The sequence below is a fragment of the Chryseobacterium phocaeense genome, assembly GCF_900169075.1.
GTDB classification, from domain to species: domain Bacteria; phylum Bacteroidota; class Bacteroidia; order Flavobacteriales; family Weeksellaceae; genus Chryseobacterium; species Chryseobacterium phocaeense.
The window spans coordinates 824,138-841,151 of sequence record NZ_LT827015.1; the positions used below are offsets into that span (position 1 = coordinate 824,138).

General features: G+C 40.0%; 14 protein-coding genes. 10 read left to right on the forward strand and 4 right to left on the reverse strand.

Annotated elements, in window-relative coordinates; genetic code table 11:
* From B7E04_RS10410 to rluF, 5 genes are all read left to right on the forward strand, one after another.
* Window positions 1-297, forward strand: coding sequence for a DUF3098 domain-containing protein (locus B7E04_RS10410; protein WP_080778593.1), 297 nt, complete (start codon window positions 1-3; stop codon window positions 295-297).
* Between the two features lie 99 nt (window positions 298-396).
* Entirely contained in the window at window positions 397-1,215 is an 819-nt protein-coding gene (locus B7E04_RS10415; protein ID WP_062652638.1) for an undecaprenyl-diphosphate phosphatase, read from the forward strand.
* Between the two features lie 3 nt (window positions 1,216-1,218).
* Window positions 1,219-1,668: a hypothetical protein gene (locus B7E04_RS10420; RefSeq protein WP_080778594.1), complete on the forward strand. Its 450-nt coding sequence runs from the start codon at window positions 1,219-1,221 to the stop codon at window positions 1,666-1,668.
* The gene (truB, locus tag B7E04_RS10425) at window positions 1,668-2,366 is read left to right on the forward strand and encodes a tRNA pseudouridine(55) synthase TruB (RefSeq protein ID WP_080778595.1); all 699 of its coding nucleotides are present in this window, start codon (window positions 1,668-1,670) and stop codon (window positions 2,364-2,366) included. Before B7E04_RS10420 ends, truB begins: the two co-directional genes overlap by 1 nt.
* A 64-nt stretch (window positions 2,367-2,430) precedes the next feature.
* On the forward strand, window positions 2,431-3,153 hold the full coding sequence (gene rluF / locus B7E04_RS10430) for a 23S rRNA pseudouridine(2604) synthase RluF (RefSeq protein WP_080778596.1): 723 nt from the start codon (window positions 2,431-2,433) through the stop codon (window positions 3,151-3,153).
* A 90-nt stretch (window positions 3,154-3,243) separates the two neighbouring features.
* Here the strand turns inward: rluF and B7E04_RS10435 are convergent, their stop codons facing one another.
* Both B7E04_RS10435 and B7E04_RS10440 read right to left on the reverse strand, forming a co-directional pair.
* Complete coding sequence (locus B7E04_RS10435) at window positions 3,244-4,524, reverse strand: ComEA family DNA-binding protein (RefSeq protein WP_080778597.1); 1,281 nt, start codon at window positions 4,522-4,524, stop codon at window positions 3,244-3,246.
* A 185-nt stretch (window positions 4,525-4,709) separates the two neighbouring features.
* On the reverse strand, window positions 4,710-5,054 hold the full coding sequence (locus B7E04_RS10440; RefSeq protein WP_034704939.1) for a MerR family transcriptional regulator: 345 nt from the start codon (window positions 5,052-5,054) through the stop codon (window positions 4,710-4,712).
* 300 nt (window positions 5,055-5,354) lie between these two features.
* On the opposite strand from B7E04_RS10440, the gene B7E04_RS10445 reads away from it, so the two are divergent.
* From B7E04_RS10445 to B7E04_RS10460, 4 genes are all read left to right on the forward strand, one after another.
* The gene (locus tag B7E04_RS10445; protein ID WP_080778598.1) at window positions 5,355-8,030 is read left to right on the forward strand and encodes a reprolysin-like metallopeptidase; all 2,676 of its coding nucleotides are present in this window, start codon (window positions 5,355-5,357) and stop codon (window positions 8,028-8,030) included.
* A gap of 143 nt (window positions 8,031-8,173) precedes the next feature.
* Entirely contained in the window at window positions 8,174-8,725 is a 552-nt protein-coding gene (locus tag B7E04_RS10450; protein WP_080778599.1) for a hypothetical protein, read from the forward strand.
* Window positions 8,726-9,066: 341 nt separating this feature from the next.
* Window positions 9,067-11,733 (forward strand): reprolysin-like metallopeptidase, encoded by a 2,667-nt coding sequence (locus B7E04_RS10455; protein WP_080778600.1) that lies wholly within the window; start codon window positions 9,067-9,069, stop codon window positions 11,731-11,733.
* A gap of 111 nt (window positions 11,734-11,844) precedes the next feature.
* On the forward strand, window positions 11,845-12,726 hold the full coding sequence (locus tag B7E04_RS10460) for an AraC family transcriptional regulator (protein WP_080778601.1): 882 nt from the start codon (window positions 11,845-11,847) through the stop codon (window positions 12,724-12,726).
* Between the two features lie 132 nt (window positions 12,727-12,858).
* Here the strand turns inward: B7E04_RS10460 and ccoG are convergent, their stop codons facing one another.
* Window positions 12,859-14,301, reverse strand: a complete 1,443-nt coding sequence (gene ccoG, locus B7E04_RS10465; protein ID WP_080778602.1) for a cytochrome c oxidase accessory protein CcoG — start codon at window positions 14,299-14,301, stop codon at window positions 12,859-12,861.
* 253 nt (window positions 14,302-14,554) lie between these two features.
* Here ccoG and B7E04_RS10470 point away from each other — a divergent pair, with 253 nt between their 5' ends.
* Window positions 14,555-15,448 (forward strand): SMP-30/gluconolactonase/LRE family protein, encoded by an 894-nt coding sequence (locus tag B7E04_RS10470; protein WP_080778603.1) that lies wholly within the window; start codon window positions 14,555-14,557, stop codon window positions 15,446-15,448.
* A gap of 59 nt (window positions 15,449-15,507) precedes the next feature.
* Here the strand turns inward: B7E04_RS10470 and B7E04_RS10475 are convergent, their stop codons facing one another.
* Complete coding sequence (locus B7E04_RS10475) at window positions 15,508-16,815, reverse strand: DEAD/DEAH box helicase (RefSeq protein WP_080778604.1); 1,308 nt, start codon at window positions 16,813-16,815, stop codon at window positions 15,508-15,510.
* Window positions 16,816-17,014 lie beyond the last annotated feature (199 nt).

Here is a 17,014-nt window from a genome sequence, read left to right on the forward strand (position 1 = left end):
ATGAGCAAAAAAACAAATAAATTTGCCGCTTCAGAGTTTGGCAAGGAAACCGAAGTACCACAGGAAAATACCTTTTATTTCGGGCAGCAGAACTTCAGGTGGATGCTGATAGGTCTGGCATTTATCGTCGTAGGATTCCTGCTGATGATGGGACCGGATGCAAATACAGTAGATGGTAAGTTTGATCCCAACTCATGGAATGACGGTATTTTTTCCATCCGCAGGATCAGAATTGCACCACTTTTCATAGTAATAGGCTTTGCAATAGAAGTGTATGCTATTCTAAAAAGAAAATAAATTATACAATTTTTATTTGGAGATTGAAAGATTGGGAAATTTAGAATCATATTCTAAATCTCTTAATTTCTTAATCTCTAAATTTTTTATACATGTTTTATGGATTTAATTAAAGCAATTATTATTGCCATCATTGAAGGGCTCACAGAATATCTTCCTATTTCTTCAACGGCACATATGGGATTTGCTGCTAACCTGATGGGGCTGCAGGATGACGAATTTTTGAAAATGTTTCAGGTATCCATTCAGTTTGGAGCAATTTTGTCCGTTGTGGTAGCGTACTGGAAGAAATTCTTCGATCTTAAAAATCTCCAGTTCTATTATAAACTGGCTTTTGCCGTTGTTCCGGCGTTGGTTCTGGGATATTTATTCGATGATAAAATTGAAGCTGTTCTTGGAAACCAGATCGCTATTTCTTCAGTGCTGGTGCTGGGAGGTGTGGTTTTGCTTTTTGCAGACAAATGGTTCAAAAATCCTAAAGTTGATGACGAGAAAGGAATCACAGTACGCAGTGCTATTACGATAGGTTTTTGGCAGTGTCTGGCCATGATGCCAGGGACCAGCCGGAGTGCAGCATCCATTATTGGAGGAATGTCGCAGGGCTTGACCAGAAAAGCGGCTGCAGAGTTTTCGTTTTTCCTGGCTGTTCCTACCATGCTTGCGGTAACTGTATACTCCGTTTTTCTGAAAACATGGGGTAAGGAAACGGGACATCCTCAAAAAGGATATGAAATGATCATGGCATCCCAGGACCATATCCTGGTTTTTGTAATAGGAAATATTGTTGCATTTATTGTAGCGTTAATTGCGATCAAAGCATTTATCGGAGTCCTGAATAAATATGGTTTCAAGCCCTGGGGCTGGTACCGTATTTTTGTGGGAATTGCATTACTGATCTATTTTTATTTCTTTAAATAAGCCATGAAAAATACGATTCTAAAACTACTGGCTTTTTCAGGTTTTATAGTTTCCTGTGCACCGGCCCATACCTTATTCGTTAAAAATAATACGGCGGAAAGAATAGAAGTGGTGGTAGAGCTTAAAGAGAAAGCCCCGATCGGAGATTTACTGATCTGCAAAGAGCTTGTACCCGATGAAAAACTGGAACACAAAGCTTTTATGGAATACAGCAAAGAGGGGAAATGCTACCGGCAGAAAATAACTACGATCAGCAGAACCAGCTATAAATTTAATTTACCACAGAATTACACTGTGAACATTGTTCCCAATAATTCCGTGTATCCGTTTCAGAATATATATTATTTTGCGGGAGAGAAAAAATGCTTTATCAACGTGGAAAACGGCCCTGACTGCAAGCAGAAAACCAATAAACTTCCCGGTATGGTAAGTAGTACAGAAATTTTAGAATAATGACAGCCGAAGAACTGCAATCAGGATATGTATTTTTATTGGACAAGCCGCTGGACTGGACTTCCTTCCAGGCGGTCAATAAAATGAAATACAAACTCAAAAGAGAATTTAATCTGCCCAAAAAATTTAAGATAGGTCATGCCGGAACTTTGGATCCCCGCGCCACCGGCCTTCTTATTGTCTGCTGCGGAAAATTTACTAAGAAAATTCCTGAAATTCAGGATGCTCCAAAAGAATACTGGACGGAAATCAAAATAGGAGTTCAGACAGAATCTTATGATACTGAAAAGCCTGAGATTCTTCATCAGGATATAGCCCATATTACGGAACAGCAGATTACAGAAGCACTGGAAAAATTCGTGGGTGAAATTGAGCAGAAACCTCCTGTGTATTCAGCCATAAAAATTGACGGACAGAGAGCTTATGATCTGGCCAGAGCAGGCGAGGAGGTGGAAATGAAATCCAGAAAAACCACGATTTTCTATATCAATGATATTAAAATCGACCTTCCTATGGTGAGTTTTACCGTGGGCTGTTCAAAGGGAACCTACATCAGGAGTCTGGCCCATGATATCGGGCAGGAATTGGGCGTAGGTGCGTATCTTACCCAGCTGAGACGTACAAAAATAGGGGAATATTCCATTGAAGAGGCTACTTCAGACTTTTTGGAGAATGAATACCGGTTTGAAAATTTATAATCAGAAATTGTATTTTTGCAGATCGTATCGGGAACAAAAATTTTAAAGGTTAAGGAGAAGACTCATGGAAAAGACACGCATCAATAAGTATTTATCAGAGGTAGGCTACTGTTCAAGAAGAGCTGCAGATAAGCTTTTGGAAGAAGGAAGAATAACGATTAACGGGAAAGTCCCGGAAATGGGAACCAAAGTTTCTGATGAAGACCTGGTGGAGGTTGATGGAAAACCCATCCGTGAGCCTCAGGATAAGCCTGTTTATATTGCTTTTAATAAACCTATCGGCATTGTCTGTACTACAGACACCAAACGCGAGAAAAATAATATCGTTGATTATATTAACCATCCGAAAAGAATTTTCCCGATTGGCAGACTGGACAAACCCAGTGAAGGACTGATTCTTCTGACCAGCGACGGGGATATCGTCAACAAAATCCTTCGGGCGAGAAACAATCACGAGAAGGAGTATATTGTGCGTGTGGATAAGCCTCTTTCCCCTAAATTCCTTGAAAAAATGAGGAATGGGGTTCCTATTCTTGATACCGTCACAAAAAAATGCGAAGTGGAAAGGATTGATGATATGACTTTCCGCATTATCCTTACTCAGGGACTGAACAGACAGATCCGCAGAATGTGCGAGTTTCTCGGCTATGAAGTAAAAAAACTTAAAAGGATCCGTATTATGAATATCAAACTGGATCTTCCGGTAGGAAAATGGCGTGACCTTACAGACGAAGAACTTAATTCGCTTAACGGGCTGCTTTCAGATTCAAGCAAAACGTTTGATTAAAGTTATAAATTATAAGTTATGAGTTATAAGTATGCCGCTATTCATGATGAATCCACTCAAAACTTATAACTCATAACTCACAACTCATAACTATTTAACGTAAAGCTTCATTCTCATTTCATATTCCGGTTTCAGTTTCAGCAGTTTCCAGATTTTGGCATCATCAGAATTACTAATCCTATAAAAAATAATTTTATCGGCAGAATATTTAAAATAGGGATGATTTTTCAGCCATTCCTCAGGGGCATCGGTAAGCGAATATTTAGGCACATTTGAACTGTTGAGCGGGCACATGGAAATCAGTCTCTGAACAATGTCCTTATCAATATTGTAAGTATCCAGTATTTGCTGTTTATTAACGAAACCACCCAGTTTTTTCCTGAACCCCAGGATAGAGCCTGCACTTCGTTCATCCAGCCCGAATTCCATGAGCTGTTTAAAAGTAATGGTGTTAAGATCAGTTTTTGAAAAATCGGTCTCCTGTCTGGGTTCCTGTTTTTTATTCTGTTCAGGACTGATTGTTATATAAGGACGGAGTTCTGCAAACTTTTCAGATGAAATTACAAAGCATTTCTGTAGATCTTCCGGAGTTGCGAAGCTTCCTTTAAGATTTCTGTCACGGTAATTAACGATGGTCTGCGCCTGTTTCTCCGAAAATCCTAAAGCTTTCCATCCATCTTTGTCTAACGCATTGGGATTAAATGAACGGTAGTGAATTTTAGATGGTGTGCTATACTGTTTTGCAGAATTTCTAAAGCTTTCAGGTGTTTTTTCCGGGAGCAATAGGTACGGTTCAAGTTGGATGTAATTCTCTGATGAGATGATAAAACATTCCCTGAACTTTTGTTTGCTTACAAAGGTTCCACCCAGATAATTTCTGTATTTCAGAATAGCTTCTGCCTGTTTTTCGCTGAAACCCATATTGACCCAATCATTGATAGTGAGCCTGTCCGGATTGAATTTTTTAGAAACTTTAATTTCCTTCTTTTCATAATTTTTAAACTTTCCGGAATGTTTTCCGCTGCCTGTTTCAGGAAGCATCAGGAAATTTTCCAGTTCTGTGAATTTCTCAGGAGAAACCGCATAGCATTTTTTAAACTGTTCCTTTGAGATGAATCTTCCACCGACAATTTTTTTATAATTAAGAATCGTGGCAGTCTGTTTTTCAGAAAATCCCAGATGAATCCATTGTTCTTTATCGAGATCATTGGGGTCGAAGTCAGTGAGATCCGGCGGAATGGTGCTTTCCGTGATAAACCGGATCTCAGGGAAATTTTCTTTTTCCCTGCTTGTATATTTCTGAAAGGCCAGGAGAACAATCATAAGAACTCCCATCAACGCCAGTTTCCGGTAATAATTTTTTCTCATCATCAGGTAAACTTATCAATAAAAACAAATCAGAGCAATGACGAAGATAAGATTGGATTGTTTTGTACAGAAAATACTTCCAAATGATTTTTAATTTACATTGGAGTAGTTGGTGTGTAGAATTATTTAAAGAAATTATCGATTGTCGGAAAGAAAAAAAGCATCTGTTACAGACGCTTTTACATATTTTATTCGGAATCTCTGTCCGCGAGAGAAGCTTTGAGCTTCTGCAGCTCAGCTTTTATAAACTCAAGGCGGTCAATAATCGTTACGGTTTCAGAAATCTTACTGTTGGTCGTTAAAGCAATTCGTGCCCCATCCAGTGTGTAGCCCTTTTCCTTGACCAGGTGATAGATCATTTGAAGGTTTTTGATGTCTTCAGGCGTAAAATAGCGGTTGCCTTTTTTATTTTTTTTAGGCTTAATGATAGGAAATTCCTGTTCCCAATACCGTATCAGTGAGGTGTTAACATCAAAAGCTTTTGCTACTTCCCCTATGGAATAATACAGTTTATCAGGTAAATTTATCTTCATTGTACAGATCCTAAAAGTCAAAGATAAAAATTTTTTAACCTCAGATGCAAATATGGGATAGTAAATATCCCTTTCCAGGATTTTTCAGGTATTTTTTTTGTTTAAAAACACTCCATGTGTGCCCTCGAAAATGGTGAAGATCATAAAATTTATACGCTCATTTATTTTATTGAATGTATAAATTTAATTAAATGTAATTAAAAGATTAAATTCATGTTTTTGGCTGTTTAATTATCATAAAATGAGTCATTTGTGTTGTTTTTATTCTTTAATTTAGGGCATACAAAAAACAATATATTTATGAAGAATCTTTTCTTTATTTCTATGCTGATGCTTCCTTTTTTAGGACATTCGCAATGGACGAAAACATCTGTCCGGGCACAGAAAGTAAAAGCCTCACAGGAAAAACTGGAATACGCAGGACTTTATTCTTTAAGTGCTGATCAACTCAAGTTGGTATTGGGAAATGCTCCGGAACGTTTTTCAGGAAAAAAAGGAGTCATTGTTTCGCTTCCTACAGCAGGAGGCATAATTGAAAAGTTCCAGGTGTGGGAATCTTCCAATATGGATCCCGCGCTTCAGAAAAAGTATCCGGACATCAGATCGTATGTGGGTGCCGGTGTGGATGATCCTTCCGCGTATTTGCGATTCAGTATGTCACCGGTTGGCTTTTCATCCATGATCACCCGATCAGGATCTTCGGAGTTTATTGAACCCTATACGGAAGACAGAACGGTATATGCCGTATTTGATTCCAAAGCGAAAAGAGGGCATGATAAAGAACCTTTTGAGTGTACCACTCCTGATAAGCTTAAAGCAAAGCCTGCTGCAAATGAAAATAATGCCGCCAATAAAAAAATAGCAGGATTTAACGTTTTCAGGCTGGCCATTACCTGCACAGGGGAATATGCAGCTTATCACCTGACGGCTGCCGGAACACCTGCTAACGCAACAGAAGCTCAGAAAAAAGCGGTAGTTCTTGCTGCCATGAATGCATCACTTACCCGAATGAATGGGGTTTTTGAAAAAGATCTTTCGCTCCATTTTAACCTGGTGGCGAATAATGATGCTGTTATTTATGTAGACGCAGCATCAGACCCTTATGGAGCTTCCGGCCAACAAAATCCTCAGGCTCAGACTACCATTACAAATGCCATAGGGGCTGAAAACTACGATATGGGACATATTTTTGATAAAGAAGACGGAAACGGATATGCTCCGGGTGAGATCTGTGATAACAATACAAAGGCCCAGGGATGGACGGCAAGTAACTTCCCGGAAGGAGATACCTTTGATATTGATTATGTAGCCCATGAAATGGGACATCAGTTAGGAGGAAATCACTCATACAGCTATCAAAACGGTTCTGCGGATCCAAACTCCCTGGTAGAGCCCGGCAGCGGTTCCACTATTATGGCTTACACAGGGATTACAGATGATTATGATGTTCAGTTTAACTCTGATGCTTATTTTCATTCTTTTAACGTTACAGAAATTAAAAATACCATCAATGCGGTTGCCTGTGGAGCGAATACGCCCTTTGCAAACCCTGCGCCGAATATTAATGCCGGGGCAGATTACACCATTCCAAAATCTACAGCATTTGTTGTAAAAGCTACAACTACCGATGCCAATACAGCATCTTATACCTATGTATGGGAGCAGATGAATCCCGCTGCAGGACAGTTTGCTGCTAACTCTATTCCTTATGCCGCAAAGCCTGCCGGGCCTACCTTCCGTTCATTTATGCCTGTAAACAATTTGGTAAAATATTTCCCGGATTTTAATAAAGTCCTGGCGGGTGTGCTTACTACAAAATGGGAAACCGTTTCCAGCGTAGGCAGAAATCTTAATTTTGCTGTGACTGTAAGAAACAATGATGTTGCAGCACCACAAACCAATACAGATGCTATGTCTGTAACTGTAGACGGCAATAGTGGTCCGTTTAAGGTGACAGCCCCAACTTTTGGACAGGGAGCCGTTTCAGGATCAACCGTAAATGTAACATGGGATGTAGCCAACACTACGCAGGCGCCTGTAAATACGGCTAATGTTAATATAAAATTATCTACAGACGGCGGACAAACCTTTACAGTGATTGCTGCAAATACTCCAAACGACGGCAGTGAGCAGGTTGCAATTCCTGCTGGATCCACTTCTGCTAATGCTTACATCCTTGTGGAGGCAGTAGGAAATATTTATTATGCTGTGAGCCCTAGCTTCGTCATTGATTATACTGTTGCCGGGGAAACATGTAATACCTATAATTATACAGGAGCTGCTGTAGCTATTACAGATGGTCCGGGTGGAAATGCAGCCATAGCATCGCCTAAAGTTTCTGCGCCTCTTACCGTTAATAACCCTGGAATTATAACTAAAATCAAAGTTATCCCTTCTATTACACATACTTATGTACAGGATCTTTCGGTTGGAATAGAGGGACCTATGGGAACATCTGCGCTTGTATGGAACAGACAGTGCGGAAACCAGGATAACATTACCGCCACTTTCAGTGATACAGGAAATACGCCGACATGTGCGACTCCAATCCAGGGTGAGGTGAAATCCAATGAATCACTGGGGATTTTTGTTGGGCACCCGGCTCAGGGACAATGGAAGTTATTTGCCTCTGATAACTATACCGGAGACACAGGAAGCATTAATGGATGGTCACTGCAGGTGTGTACCCGTCAAACACAGGCATTAGGGGTACAGGATACTGTTTCGCCACTGGCTGACGATATTAAAATTTATCCTAATCCTAGCGACGGTAACTTCTTCATTAAATCCAGAAATTTAAGAGGGGAAGTGAAAGTGGGAATGTTTGATGCCAGCGGAAAACTGGTATTCTCCTCTGCTTACCAAAGTGAAACTAATTCTACAAAAGAGTTTAATGTACATGTTCCAAAAGGAGTCTACGTAATCAGCATTACATCTTCAAAAGGAGCTTATAATACTAAATTAATTATTAAATAAGCAGAGACTAATTGATACAAAAGACCGGCTCAGGCTGGTCTTTTTTGTTTAAAATGAACCTGAAGGACAGGTATGTTGCTTCTTTAATTTATTTTTTATCTGTTTAGTTGTTATTTTTGTTAAAACCACAAACTAAAAATAGTATGAAGAATTTTATCTTGGCTTTTATGCTTATACTTCCTTTTTTAGGATATTCACAATGGACAAAAACAACCGTCGGATCCAAGAAAGTAAAAGCGTCACAGGAAAAGCTGGAATACGCGGGATTGTATTCTTTAGATGCCAATCAGCTTAAGCAAACCTTAAAAGGAGCTCCCGACCGTTTTTCAGGATCTGAAGGAGCCTTTATCTCACTTCCTACGGCAGTAGGAAAAATTGAAAAATTTCAGGTATGGGAATCTTCCAATATGGATCCGGCACTTCAGAAAAAATATCCGGATATCAAATCATATGTGGGAACGGGTGTAGATGATCCTTCCGCGTATTTAAGATTCAGTATGTCGCCGGTAGGATTTTCATCTATGATTACCCGCTCCGGAATTTCTGAATTCATTGAACCTTATACCGAAGACAGAACGGTTTATGCGGTATTTGATTCCAATGCGAGAAGAGGCCAGGACAAAGAACCATTTGAATGCTCAGTTAAAGAAGCTCCCCATAAAAGTTCCACTGAAAAAAAACGGAGATGCCAATAAAAAATGCAGGTTTTATTACAACGTAATTACCGGCAATGAAATTTTTATATTCTGGAATTCTGGCTACTATTCCTCCTTTTGAAATAGCCTGTTTTATTCTTTAATAAATTATAATATGTTGACATTTAATTGCTTGAGTATTAATTTTTTTTCTTTAACTAGTGAATAATAATGTATATTATACATGTATATTATATTTTTTAAGTATTTTTTTAATTTTGTTTGTTTTTGGTGGTTTTATTTATTAAAATGATATTATTTTTTAGTATTTAATGCGTTTTTGTTTTATATTTTAATTATTTATTGTTATTTTTGTTAAAACCACTTAACTTACAATATCTATGAAAAATTTTATCTTGGCTTCCATGCTGATGCTTCCTTTTCTGGGGCATTCACAATGGACAAAAACATCGGTCAGGACCCAGAAAGTAAAAGCTTCGCAGGAGAAACTGGAGTATGCAGGCTTGTATTCATTAAACACGGATCAGCTCAGATTGGCATTGAAAAATGCCCCGGAACGTTTTTCAGGATCCAGAGGCGTTGTCATATCACTGCCTACTTCAGGAGGAAAGATTGAGAAATTTCAGGTGTGGGAATCTTCCAATATGGATCCCGCACTTCAGGAAAAATACCCGGATATCAAATCATACGTGGGAAGCGGTGTGGACGATCCTTCGGTTTACCTTAGATTCAGCATGTCACCGGTAGGGTTTTCATCCATGATTACCCGTTCGGGGGCTACGGAATTCATTGAGCCGTATACTGAGGACCGGGCTGTATACGCCGTTTTCGATTCAGGAGCGAAAAGAGCTCAGGATCAGGAACCATTTGAATGTTCTGTTACTGAAGCTGCACAGAAAAGTGCTGAAAATAATGAAAGTGCCGGTAAAAAACTGGCCGGTTTCAATATATTCAGGCTGGCGCTGTCCTGTACCGGCGAATATGCAGAATATCATTTAGCTGCTGCAGGTACTCCGGCCACTGCTACGGACGCGCAGAAAAAAGCAGTAGTACTGGCCGCAATGAATGCTTCACTCACTAGGCTGAATGGTGTTTTTGAAAAAGATCTGTCATTCCATTTTAACCTGATTGCTAATAATGATACGCTTATATTTTTGGTTGCAGCCTCAGATCCTTATGTAAGTGGAGGCCCGAGTGAGGCTCACACCCAGATATCCGCCAGAATTGCTGCTGAAGATTATGATATGGGGCATTTGATAGATAAAAAAGGAGGAAACGGTTCCGCAGGAGTAGGCGTGATCTGTAATAACAATTCCAAAGGACGGGGATGGACTGCCCACAATTTTCCTGAAGGAGATAAATTTGATATAGACTATGTAGCCCATGAGATGGGGCATCAGCTGGGAGCCGGACATTCATACACCTACAGATCTTCACAGGCAGATCAGAGGGTAGAGCCGGGAAGCGGAAGTACCATTATGGCCTATACCGGAATAACAACCGCTTCAGATGTTCAGTTTAACTCTAATGATTATTTCCATACCAACAGTGTTACTCAGATCAGAAACAAGCTCAACAGTATCGCATGTGGTGCCAATACTCCTTTTGCAAATCCTGCTCCTAATATCAGTGCAGGAGCAGATTATACGATCCCTAAATCTACACCATTTGTACTCACGGCAACCACTACAGATCCCACTACCGCTTCTTATACCTATACCTGGGAGCAGGCAGATCAGGCTGCTGCAGCGCAGATTGGGGCAGGGGATATTTCAGCTGCGTATCCTACAAAACCTACAGGACCTACTTTCAGGTCTTTTACTCCAATAAGTTCACCTGTACGGTATTTCCCTGATTTTAACAAAGTACTGGCCGGTGTTTTATCCACCCGTTGGGAGACTGTTTCAAGTGTAGCAAGAAGCCTTAATTTCGCCGCTACCTTGAGAGATAATAATCCCGCACAGCCACAGGTGTCCAAAGACGCAATGGCCATTACCGTAGATGCAGCATCAGGCCCTTTCCAGGTGACAGCTCCTGTTTTTGGGCAGTCATTGAGCTCGGGAGGGGCGGTCAACGTAACCTGGGACGTGGCGAATACCAACCAGGCTCCTGTAAATACAGCCAATGTTAATATTAAATTATCCACAGACGGCGGACAAACCTTTACGGTTATTGCCTCCAATACCGCTAATGATGGTAGCGAGCAGGTAACAATTCCGGCCGGTTCTACTACGGCTAATGCCTACATCATGATTGAAGCGGTAGGAAATGTATATTATGCGGTTAGCCCAAGCTTTGTGGTTGATTATACGGTTTCCGGTGAGAGCTGTAATACTTATACTTACAGCGGAGCTGCGGTAGCCATTACGGATGGTCCAGGGGGTGGCGGGATTTCTGCGCCTAAAACAGTGATTCCTTTAATGGTTAATAATACCGGAACTATTACTAAGATAAAAGTCAACACTTCTATTACCCATCCGGGCATCAGTGAGCTGGCGGTAGGAATTGAAAGCCCTGTTGGATCTTCAGCTCTTTTCTGGAACAGGCAATGCTCCGGACAGTCCGGAATTTCAGCTTCATTTAGCGATGCAGGAAATGCGGTGGCCTGTGCTTCACCAGTTCAGGGAGAAACAAGATCAAACGAATCTTTGGGAATTTTCAAAGGACATAAGGCTCAGGGCGAATGGAAGCTGTTTGCAACGGATAACAACGCAGGAAATGCCGGAACTGTAACTGCATGGTCTCTGGAGGTATGTACAAGAGAAACCCAGGCTTTGGCGACCCATGAAGTGGCATCTCCGTTGGCCAATGATATTAAGATCTATCCGAACCCTAGTGATGGTAATTTCTTCATCAAATCCAGAAACTTAAAAGGAGAAGTAAAAGTGGGTATGTTTGACGCCAGCGGCAAACTGGTATTCTCATCCGCTTATCAAAGTGAAAATAACAGTACGAAAGAGTTTAACGTTAATGTTCCTAAAGGAGTGTATGTGATCAGCATCAGCTCTTCAAAAGGCGCATATAGCACTAAACTTGTGATCAAATAACAGATACCTAATTTCTGAATGAGGGACCGGTGAAAGCCGGTCCTTTTTTGTTTGGGTTTTCCCTCTTTTTACACTAATTTTATCCCTTAACTTTGATCTTCACCATCAGTAATGAACTCCATCTCTGTTCTTCATATTGAACTTTTCCAATCGGGAAAGACTTCTTCAGATTTTTATTTCAATACCATGAAGGAACATCTTGTTGTGGGTCACCGTCATATTGAAAAACCGCACCGCCATGACTTTTATGCCGCGGTTCTTTTTACAGGAGGAAAAGGTGTTCATGAGATTGATTTTCAGAGATATGATGTTTCAGGAGGAAGTCTTTTCTTTTTATCTCCGGGACAGATCCATAGCTGGGAGTTGTCTGAAGATATTGAAGGCTATATTTTTTTCTGTTCACAGGAGTTTTATGAAATGCATTATGTGAATCAGAAGCTTCGGAATTTTCCATTCTTCGGATCAGTCTCGTTTCCGCGGAAATTGCAGCTGGATTCAAATGAATTAGAAAAGACGGATCAGCTGTTTCAGCTGTTGGGAAAAGAATTCCAGTCTCAGCATGTAATGAAGGATGGGCTTATCCTTGCCCTGATGTCCCAGGTTTTTATTGATGCGACAAGGTCTTTCTCTAAGGATATTGATCTGAAATCTTCTTCCGCCAGTCTTTCTTATTTTAAACATTATCAGGATTTTGAAAACCTGGTGGAGCAAGATTTTACCCACCAGAAATCGATTGCTTATTATGCATCATTATTGGAAATTACCCCAAAGCATCTCAACAGGATTGTGCAAACTGTCGTTCAAAAAACAGCCACTGATGTGATCACAGAAAGGGTGGTTTTGGAAGCCAAAAGAATGCTGATATACCTTGACGAAAGTCTTGTGGAAATCGCGTTCCGCCTTGGCTATGAAGAATATTCCTACTTTGTAAGAGTATTCCGGAAAAGCTCCGGAATGACTCCTACTCAGTTTATGAGAAAATATAAGGTTTGATGGTTGAATGTTCAAGGTTCAAGGTTTAAAGTTTGGGATGAAGTGTCTCACATCTCACATCTGATATCTGATATCTGATATCTGATATCTGATATCTCACATCTAAAATCTTTTTCTCATGGCTCTTTATTCTTACAACAAAAGCTTAAACGGCCCTTCGAACGTCGTCTCAAATGAATCCAGCATTTCGCCTTTTTCATCAAAAACCCCGATGGTCATATTCTGTTTGGAAAATTTAATTTCTTCCTGGGGAAAAGTGATATTGATGTTTCCTTTCAGGATCTCGTCTCCTTTCAGTATAATTTTTTCGGGACCGAAATACGTAATCTCTGCATGGGTGGGAGCCAATACTTTAATGGTCAGGATCTTTTTTTCGTTGGACTTATTTAAAAATGTATAGATGAAAGTATTTGTTATTTTACCGTCTTTAGCGAAAAAAGTAGAACCGGCGGGTTTAATGAATTTGGCTTCCATAGATCCTCGGTCATACATTAAAAATCCTAAGAAACCAACCAGAAGAGCCAGAAATACTGTTGTAGCTTTCATTCTTGAGGTGAATTTAAATGAATCCTGATTTTCAATTTCCGCTTCTGTTGCATAGCGGATCAGTCCTTTTGGAAGACCTACTTTCTCCATAACTTCATCACAGGCGTCAATACAGGCGGTACAGTTCACACATTCCAGCTGCTGCCCGTTCCTGATATCTATTCCTGTAGGGCAGACCACCACGCACTGATGACAGTCGATACAGTCTCCTTTTCCTGTGGATTTCCGGTCCTCGTTATTCCTCCACTTTGAACGGTTTTCCCCTCTTTTAAAGTCATAATAAACATTGATGGTCTGTTTGTCGATCAAAACGCCCTGAAGCCTTCCGTAGGGACACACCAATGTGCACACCTGCTCCCGAAGCCATGCGAAAACAAAATAAAAGGTCATGGTGAAGAATACCATAACAAGGAATTTCAGGGAATGATCCTGAGGCCCTTCATTCATGATCCGGAAAACTTCCTCATAACCTACAATATACATAAACATGAAATGGGCAATAATCAGGGACATAAGTGCAAATACAGACCATTTCATCAGTCTCTTTCTGATTTTTTCTGCATCCCACTCCTGGCGGTCCAGTTTCATCTGTTTATTTCTGTCACCTTCAATCCAGTATTCAATTTTACGGAATACCATTTCCATAAATAGCGTTTGCGGACACAGCCAGCCACAGAATATCCTTCCGAAAACCACCGTAAACAGCATCACAAAGATGACAGAGGTTACCGCTCCCAGAGCCAGAATAAAGAAGTCCTGAAGATAAAAAGGCTGCCCGATAATGAAAAACCGTCTGTCAATTACATTGATCAGTAGAAAAGGGTTTCCGTTGATCTTTACAAATGGCAGTCCAAAAAATATCGCCAGCATAATATAGCTTGTGTAATTCCTGTAGCTGGTATATTTTCCTTTGGGTTTCCTTGGAAAAACCCATTTTCTCTTTCCGGTTTCGTCCATGGTTCCTACTGAATTCCTGAACGTTTCATTTTCCATTTCAATCAATGGGCCACTGCCTGATTCTGCACTCATTGCGTACTTTTGTTAGGTTAAAAAGTATTAAGGTGATATTTTGGGCCAGGTCAAACGGTTTTTCTGTCAGTTTTAATAAAAGAAGAAAGTGTTGATCTTACCACAGCAAAGGTCCGGATAAAAGATTTTTTTAACTAATACCATATGCTTCGTAAATAGTACAATTGGGACATTTTTGTTTTTGTTTTTATTGTAACAGAATGAGTTAATATATGGAATGATATTGTAAATTGCAGTCTTAAAGAAATGAAGAATGAAAAAGATTGGTAAAATGAGCATGGTTGGTTTGGTTTTCGCATTGCTAAACTGTCAATCAGTAAATTACAGCAAAATGTTTTATGGAGATGTACAGCCGCAGAGGGTTTCAAATCAGTTTAGTTTTACAGAAGGACCGTCTTCGGACCGACAGGGAAATGTATATTTTACAGATCAGCCCAATGACAAAATTTATTATTGGGATTGGAAGACAAATACCATCACCGAATTTTTAGGAAAAACAGGCAGGGCCAACGGGACTCATTTTGATAAGGATGGAAATCTCATCACCTGTTCCGATGATCAGGGTGAGATCTGGAAAATTTCAAAGGATAAAAAAGTAGAGGTGATCCTGAAAGGTTTTGAAGGCAAGAGACTGAATGGCCCCAATGATATCTGGAATGATTCCTCAGGCGGTATGTATTTTACCGATCCTTTATATGAAAGAGACTACTGGGTGGGATTTAAGCAGGAAATAGCCCATAAAAGCCTTTATTACCGTGCTAAAGATGGAAAAGTGAGTAAGCTGGAGACTTTTGTACAGCCAAATGGAATTGTAGGAAGTGAAATTTTTAAAAAGCTATACGTTTCAGATATTGATGCCGGGAAAACTTATGTGTACGATATCCTCGGAAACGGGAAGTTATCTGAAAGGAAGCTTTTCTGCGAGATGGGTTCAGACGGAATGACGCTGGACAAACATGGAAATCTTTATCTGACCGGCAAAGGCGTTCATGTGTTCAACCATCACGGCAAAAAGATTTATCATATTCCCATTGAAGAAGACTGGACCTCTAATGTTACTTTTGGAGGAGAACATAATGATATTTTATTCATCACTGCTTCAAAATCGGTTTATACATTACCGACAAGAGTGAAGGGAGTGAAGTAGGTTTTAAGGTTAAGGTTGAACGTCTTGTGATTCAATCTTAACCTTAGTCTCAGCCTCAATTAATATGCGATCTCCATTTTCACTTTCTTCCCCTTCAGTTTTTCAGTACTTAATTTTCTCAGAACAGAAGCTACTTTATTTCTGGAAACCGCCACGTAGGAAGTGGTGTCTTTCACTTCGATCACGCCGATATCTTCTTTCTGCAGTTCTCCTTTTTTGATGAGGTAGCCTACAATATCTACTTTATTGACTTTGTCTTTTTTTCCTGCACTGATATAAATGGTCTGGAAGGGTGTTTTTTCAGGGACTTTACTGAAGCCTTCCACGCTTTCTTCCGGGGTGTTGCTCTTAATGAACGGGAAATTTTCATCTGCCGTCATGATTAGGTAAGCGAAACCTTTGGCATTCATTCTTGCGGTACGACCGTTCCTGTGGATGAAAGCATCTTCTTTGGGAGGAAGCTGGTAATGGACGATGGATTCCACTTCAGGAACATCAAGACCGCGGGAAGCAAGATCTGTAGTTATTAAAATCCTTGCCGAATCATTTCTGAATTTCAGAAGGGCACGTTCTCTTTCGTCCTGCTCCATGCCGCCGTGGAAGGTCTCCCTGTCGATTCCTTTTTCCCGTAAAAGCTCAGAGATCCTGTCAACGGCTTCCCGGTGATTGCAGAAAATCAGGGTTCTTTTATTTCCTATTTTACAGATTAAATGAAACAATGTGTCCAGTTTCTCTTCTGAAATGGTCATTACTTTCCTCAGCTGGATATCAGGCTTTACTTCGCTTAATTTCAGGAAATCAATGATTTTTTCATTTTTTAAGCCGGTAAATTTGGGAATCTCATCCATTGCTGTTGCAGAAGTGAGGATCCTTTGGGAAAGTCCTCTTAATGAACCGGTAATGAATTCCATGTCTTCATGAAAACCCAGTTCCAGGGCCTTGTCAAATTCATCCAGCACTAATGTTTTAATCGTTTTAGGATCAAAATTGTTATTTCTCAGGTGGTAAACAACTCTTCCGGGAGTTCCGATCAGTACTGCGGGAGCTTCAATTAAATTATTAACCTCAATTTTTTTATCATGGCCGCCGTAACATACGGAAACTTTAAAATCTGTTCCCATGGATTTGAAAACCTGTTCAATCTGCAATGCCAGTTCTCTCGCCGGAACTAAAATCAATGCCTGGATCCCTGAAACATCTTTCTTAAGGTTTCGGAGAAGCGGAAATAAAAAAGCGAGTGTTTTTCCTGAACCGGTAGGAGAGAGCAGCACAACATCCGTGTTGTTTTCAGTGGTTTTATAGGTAGATTTCTGCATCTGATTCATATCCTGAATCTGCAGTTTCTGATAGATTGATTGTAGTTCCATTTTGCAAAGGTAGTGAATTTAGGTGGCAGATGGCAGGTTGCAGGGATTAGGGGTAAGGTGGATCTGGTATGTCTCCTTAAAATCTTTATTTTTTTAATCTTTAAACCGTTTATTTAAAAATACATACTGACATTCAATGTTTTATATAATATTTCAGCCGGCAGCCAACCTTTGTTTATTTTAAATAAAATCCCTATCT

Bases quoted from the DNA above. Each gene is read 5' to 3' on its own strand.
- B7E04_RS10410 (WP_080778593.1), top strand. From the start codon at position 1: ATGAGCAAAAAAACAAATAAATTTGCCGCTTCAGAGTTTGGCAAGGAA.
- B7E04_RS10415 (WP_062652638.1), top strand. From the start codon at position 397: ATGGATTTAATTAAAGCAATTATTATTGCCATCATTGAAGGGCTCACA.
- B7E04_RS10420 (WP_080778594.1), top strand. From the start codon at position 1,219: ATGAAAAATACGATTCTAAAACTACTGGCTTTTTCAGGTTTTATAGTT.
- truB (WP_080778595.1), top strand. From the start codon at position 1,668: ATGACAGCCGAAGAACTGCAATCAGGATATGTATTTTTATTGGACAAG.
- rluF (WP_080778596.1), top strand. From the start codon at position 2,431: ATGGAAAAGACACGCATCAATAAGTATTTATCAGAGGTAGGCTACTGT.
- B7E04_RS10435 (WP_080778597.1), bottom strand. From the start codon at position 4,524: ATGATGAGAAAAAATTATTACCGGAAACTGGCGTTGATGGGAGTTCTT.
- B7E04_RS10440 (WP_034704939.1), bottom strand. From the start codon at position 5,054: ATGAAGATAAATTTACCTGATAAACTGTATTATTCCATAGGGGAAGTA.
- B7E04_RS10445 (WP_080778598.1), top strand. From the start codon at position 5,355: ATGAAGAATCTTTTCTTTATTTCTATGCTGATGCTTCCTTTTTTAGGA.
- B7E04_RS10450 (WP_080778599.1), top strand. From the start codon at position 8,174: ATGAAGAATTTTATCTTGGCTTTTATGCTTATACTTCCTTTTTTAGGA.
- B7E04_RS10455 (WP_080778600.1), top strand. From the start codon at position 9,067: ATGAAAAATTTTATCTTGGCTTCCATGCTGATGCTTCCTTTTCTGGGG.
- B7E04_RS10460 (WP_080778601.1), top strand. From the start codon at position 11,845: ATGAACTCCATCTCTGTTCTTCATATTGAACTTTTCCAATCGGGAAAG.
- ccoG (WP_080778602.1), bottom strand. From the start codon at position 14,301: ATGAGTGCAGAATCAGGCAGTGGCCCATTGATTGAAATGGAAAATGAA.
- B7E04_RS10470 (WP_080778603.1), top strand. From the start codon at position 14,555: ATGAAAAAGATTGGTAAAATGAGCATGGTTGGTTTGGTTTTCGCATTG.
- B7E04_RS10475 (WP_080778604.1), bottom strand. From the start codon at position 16,815: ATGGAACTACAATCAATCTATCAGAAACTGCAGATTCAGGATATGAAT.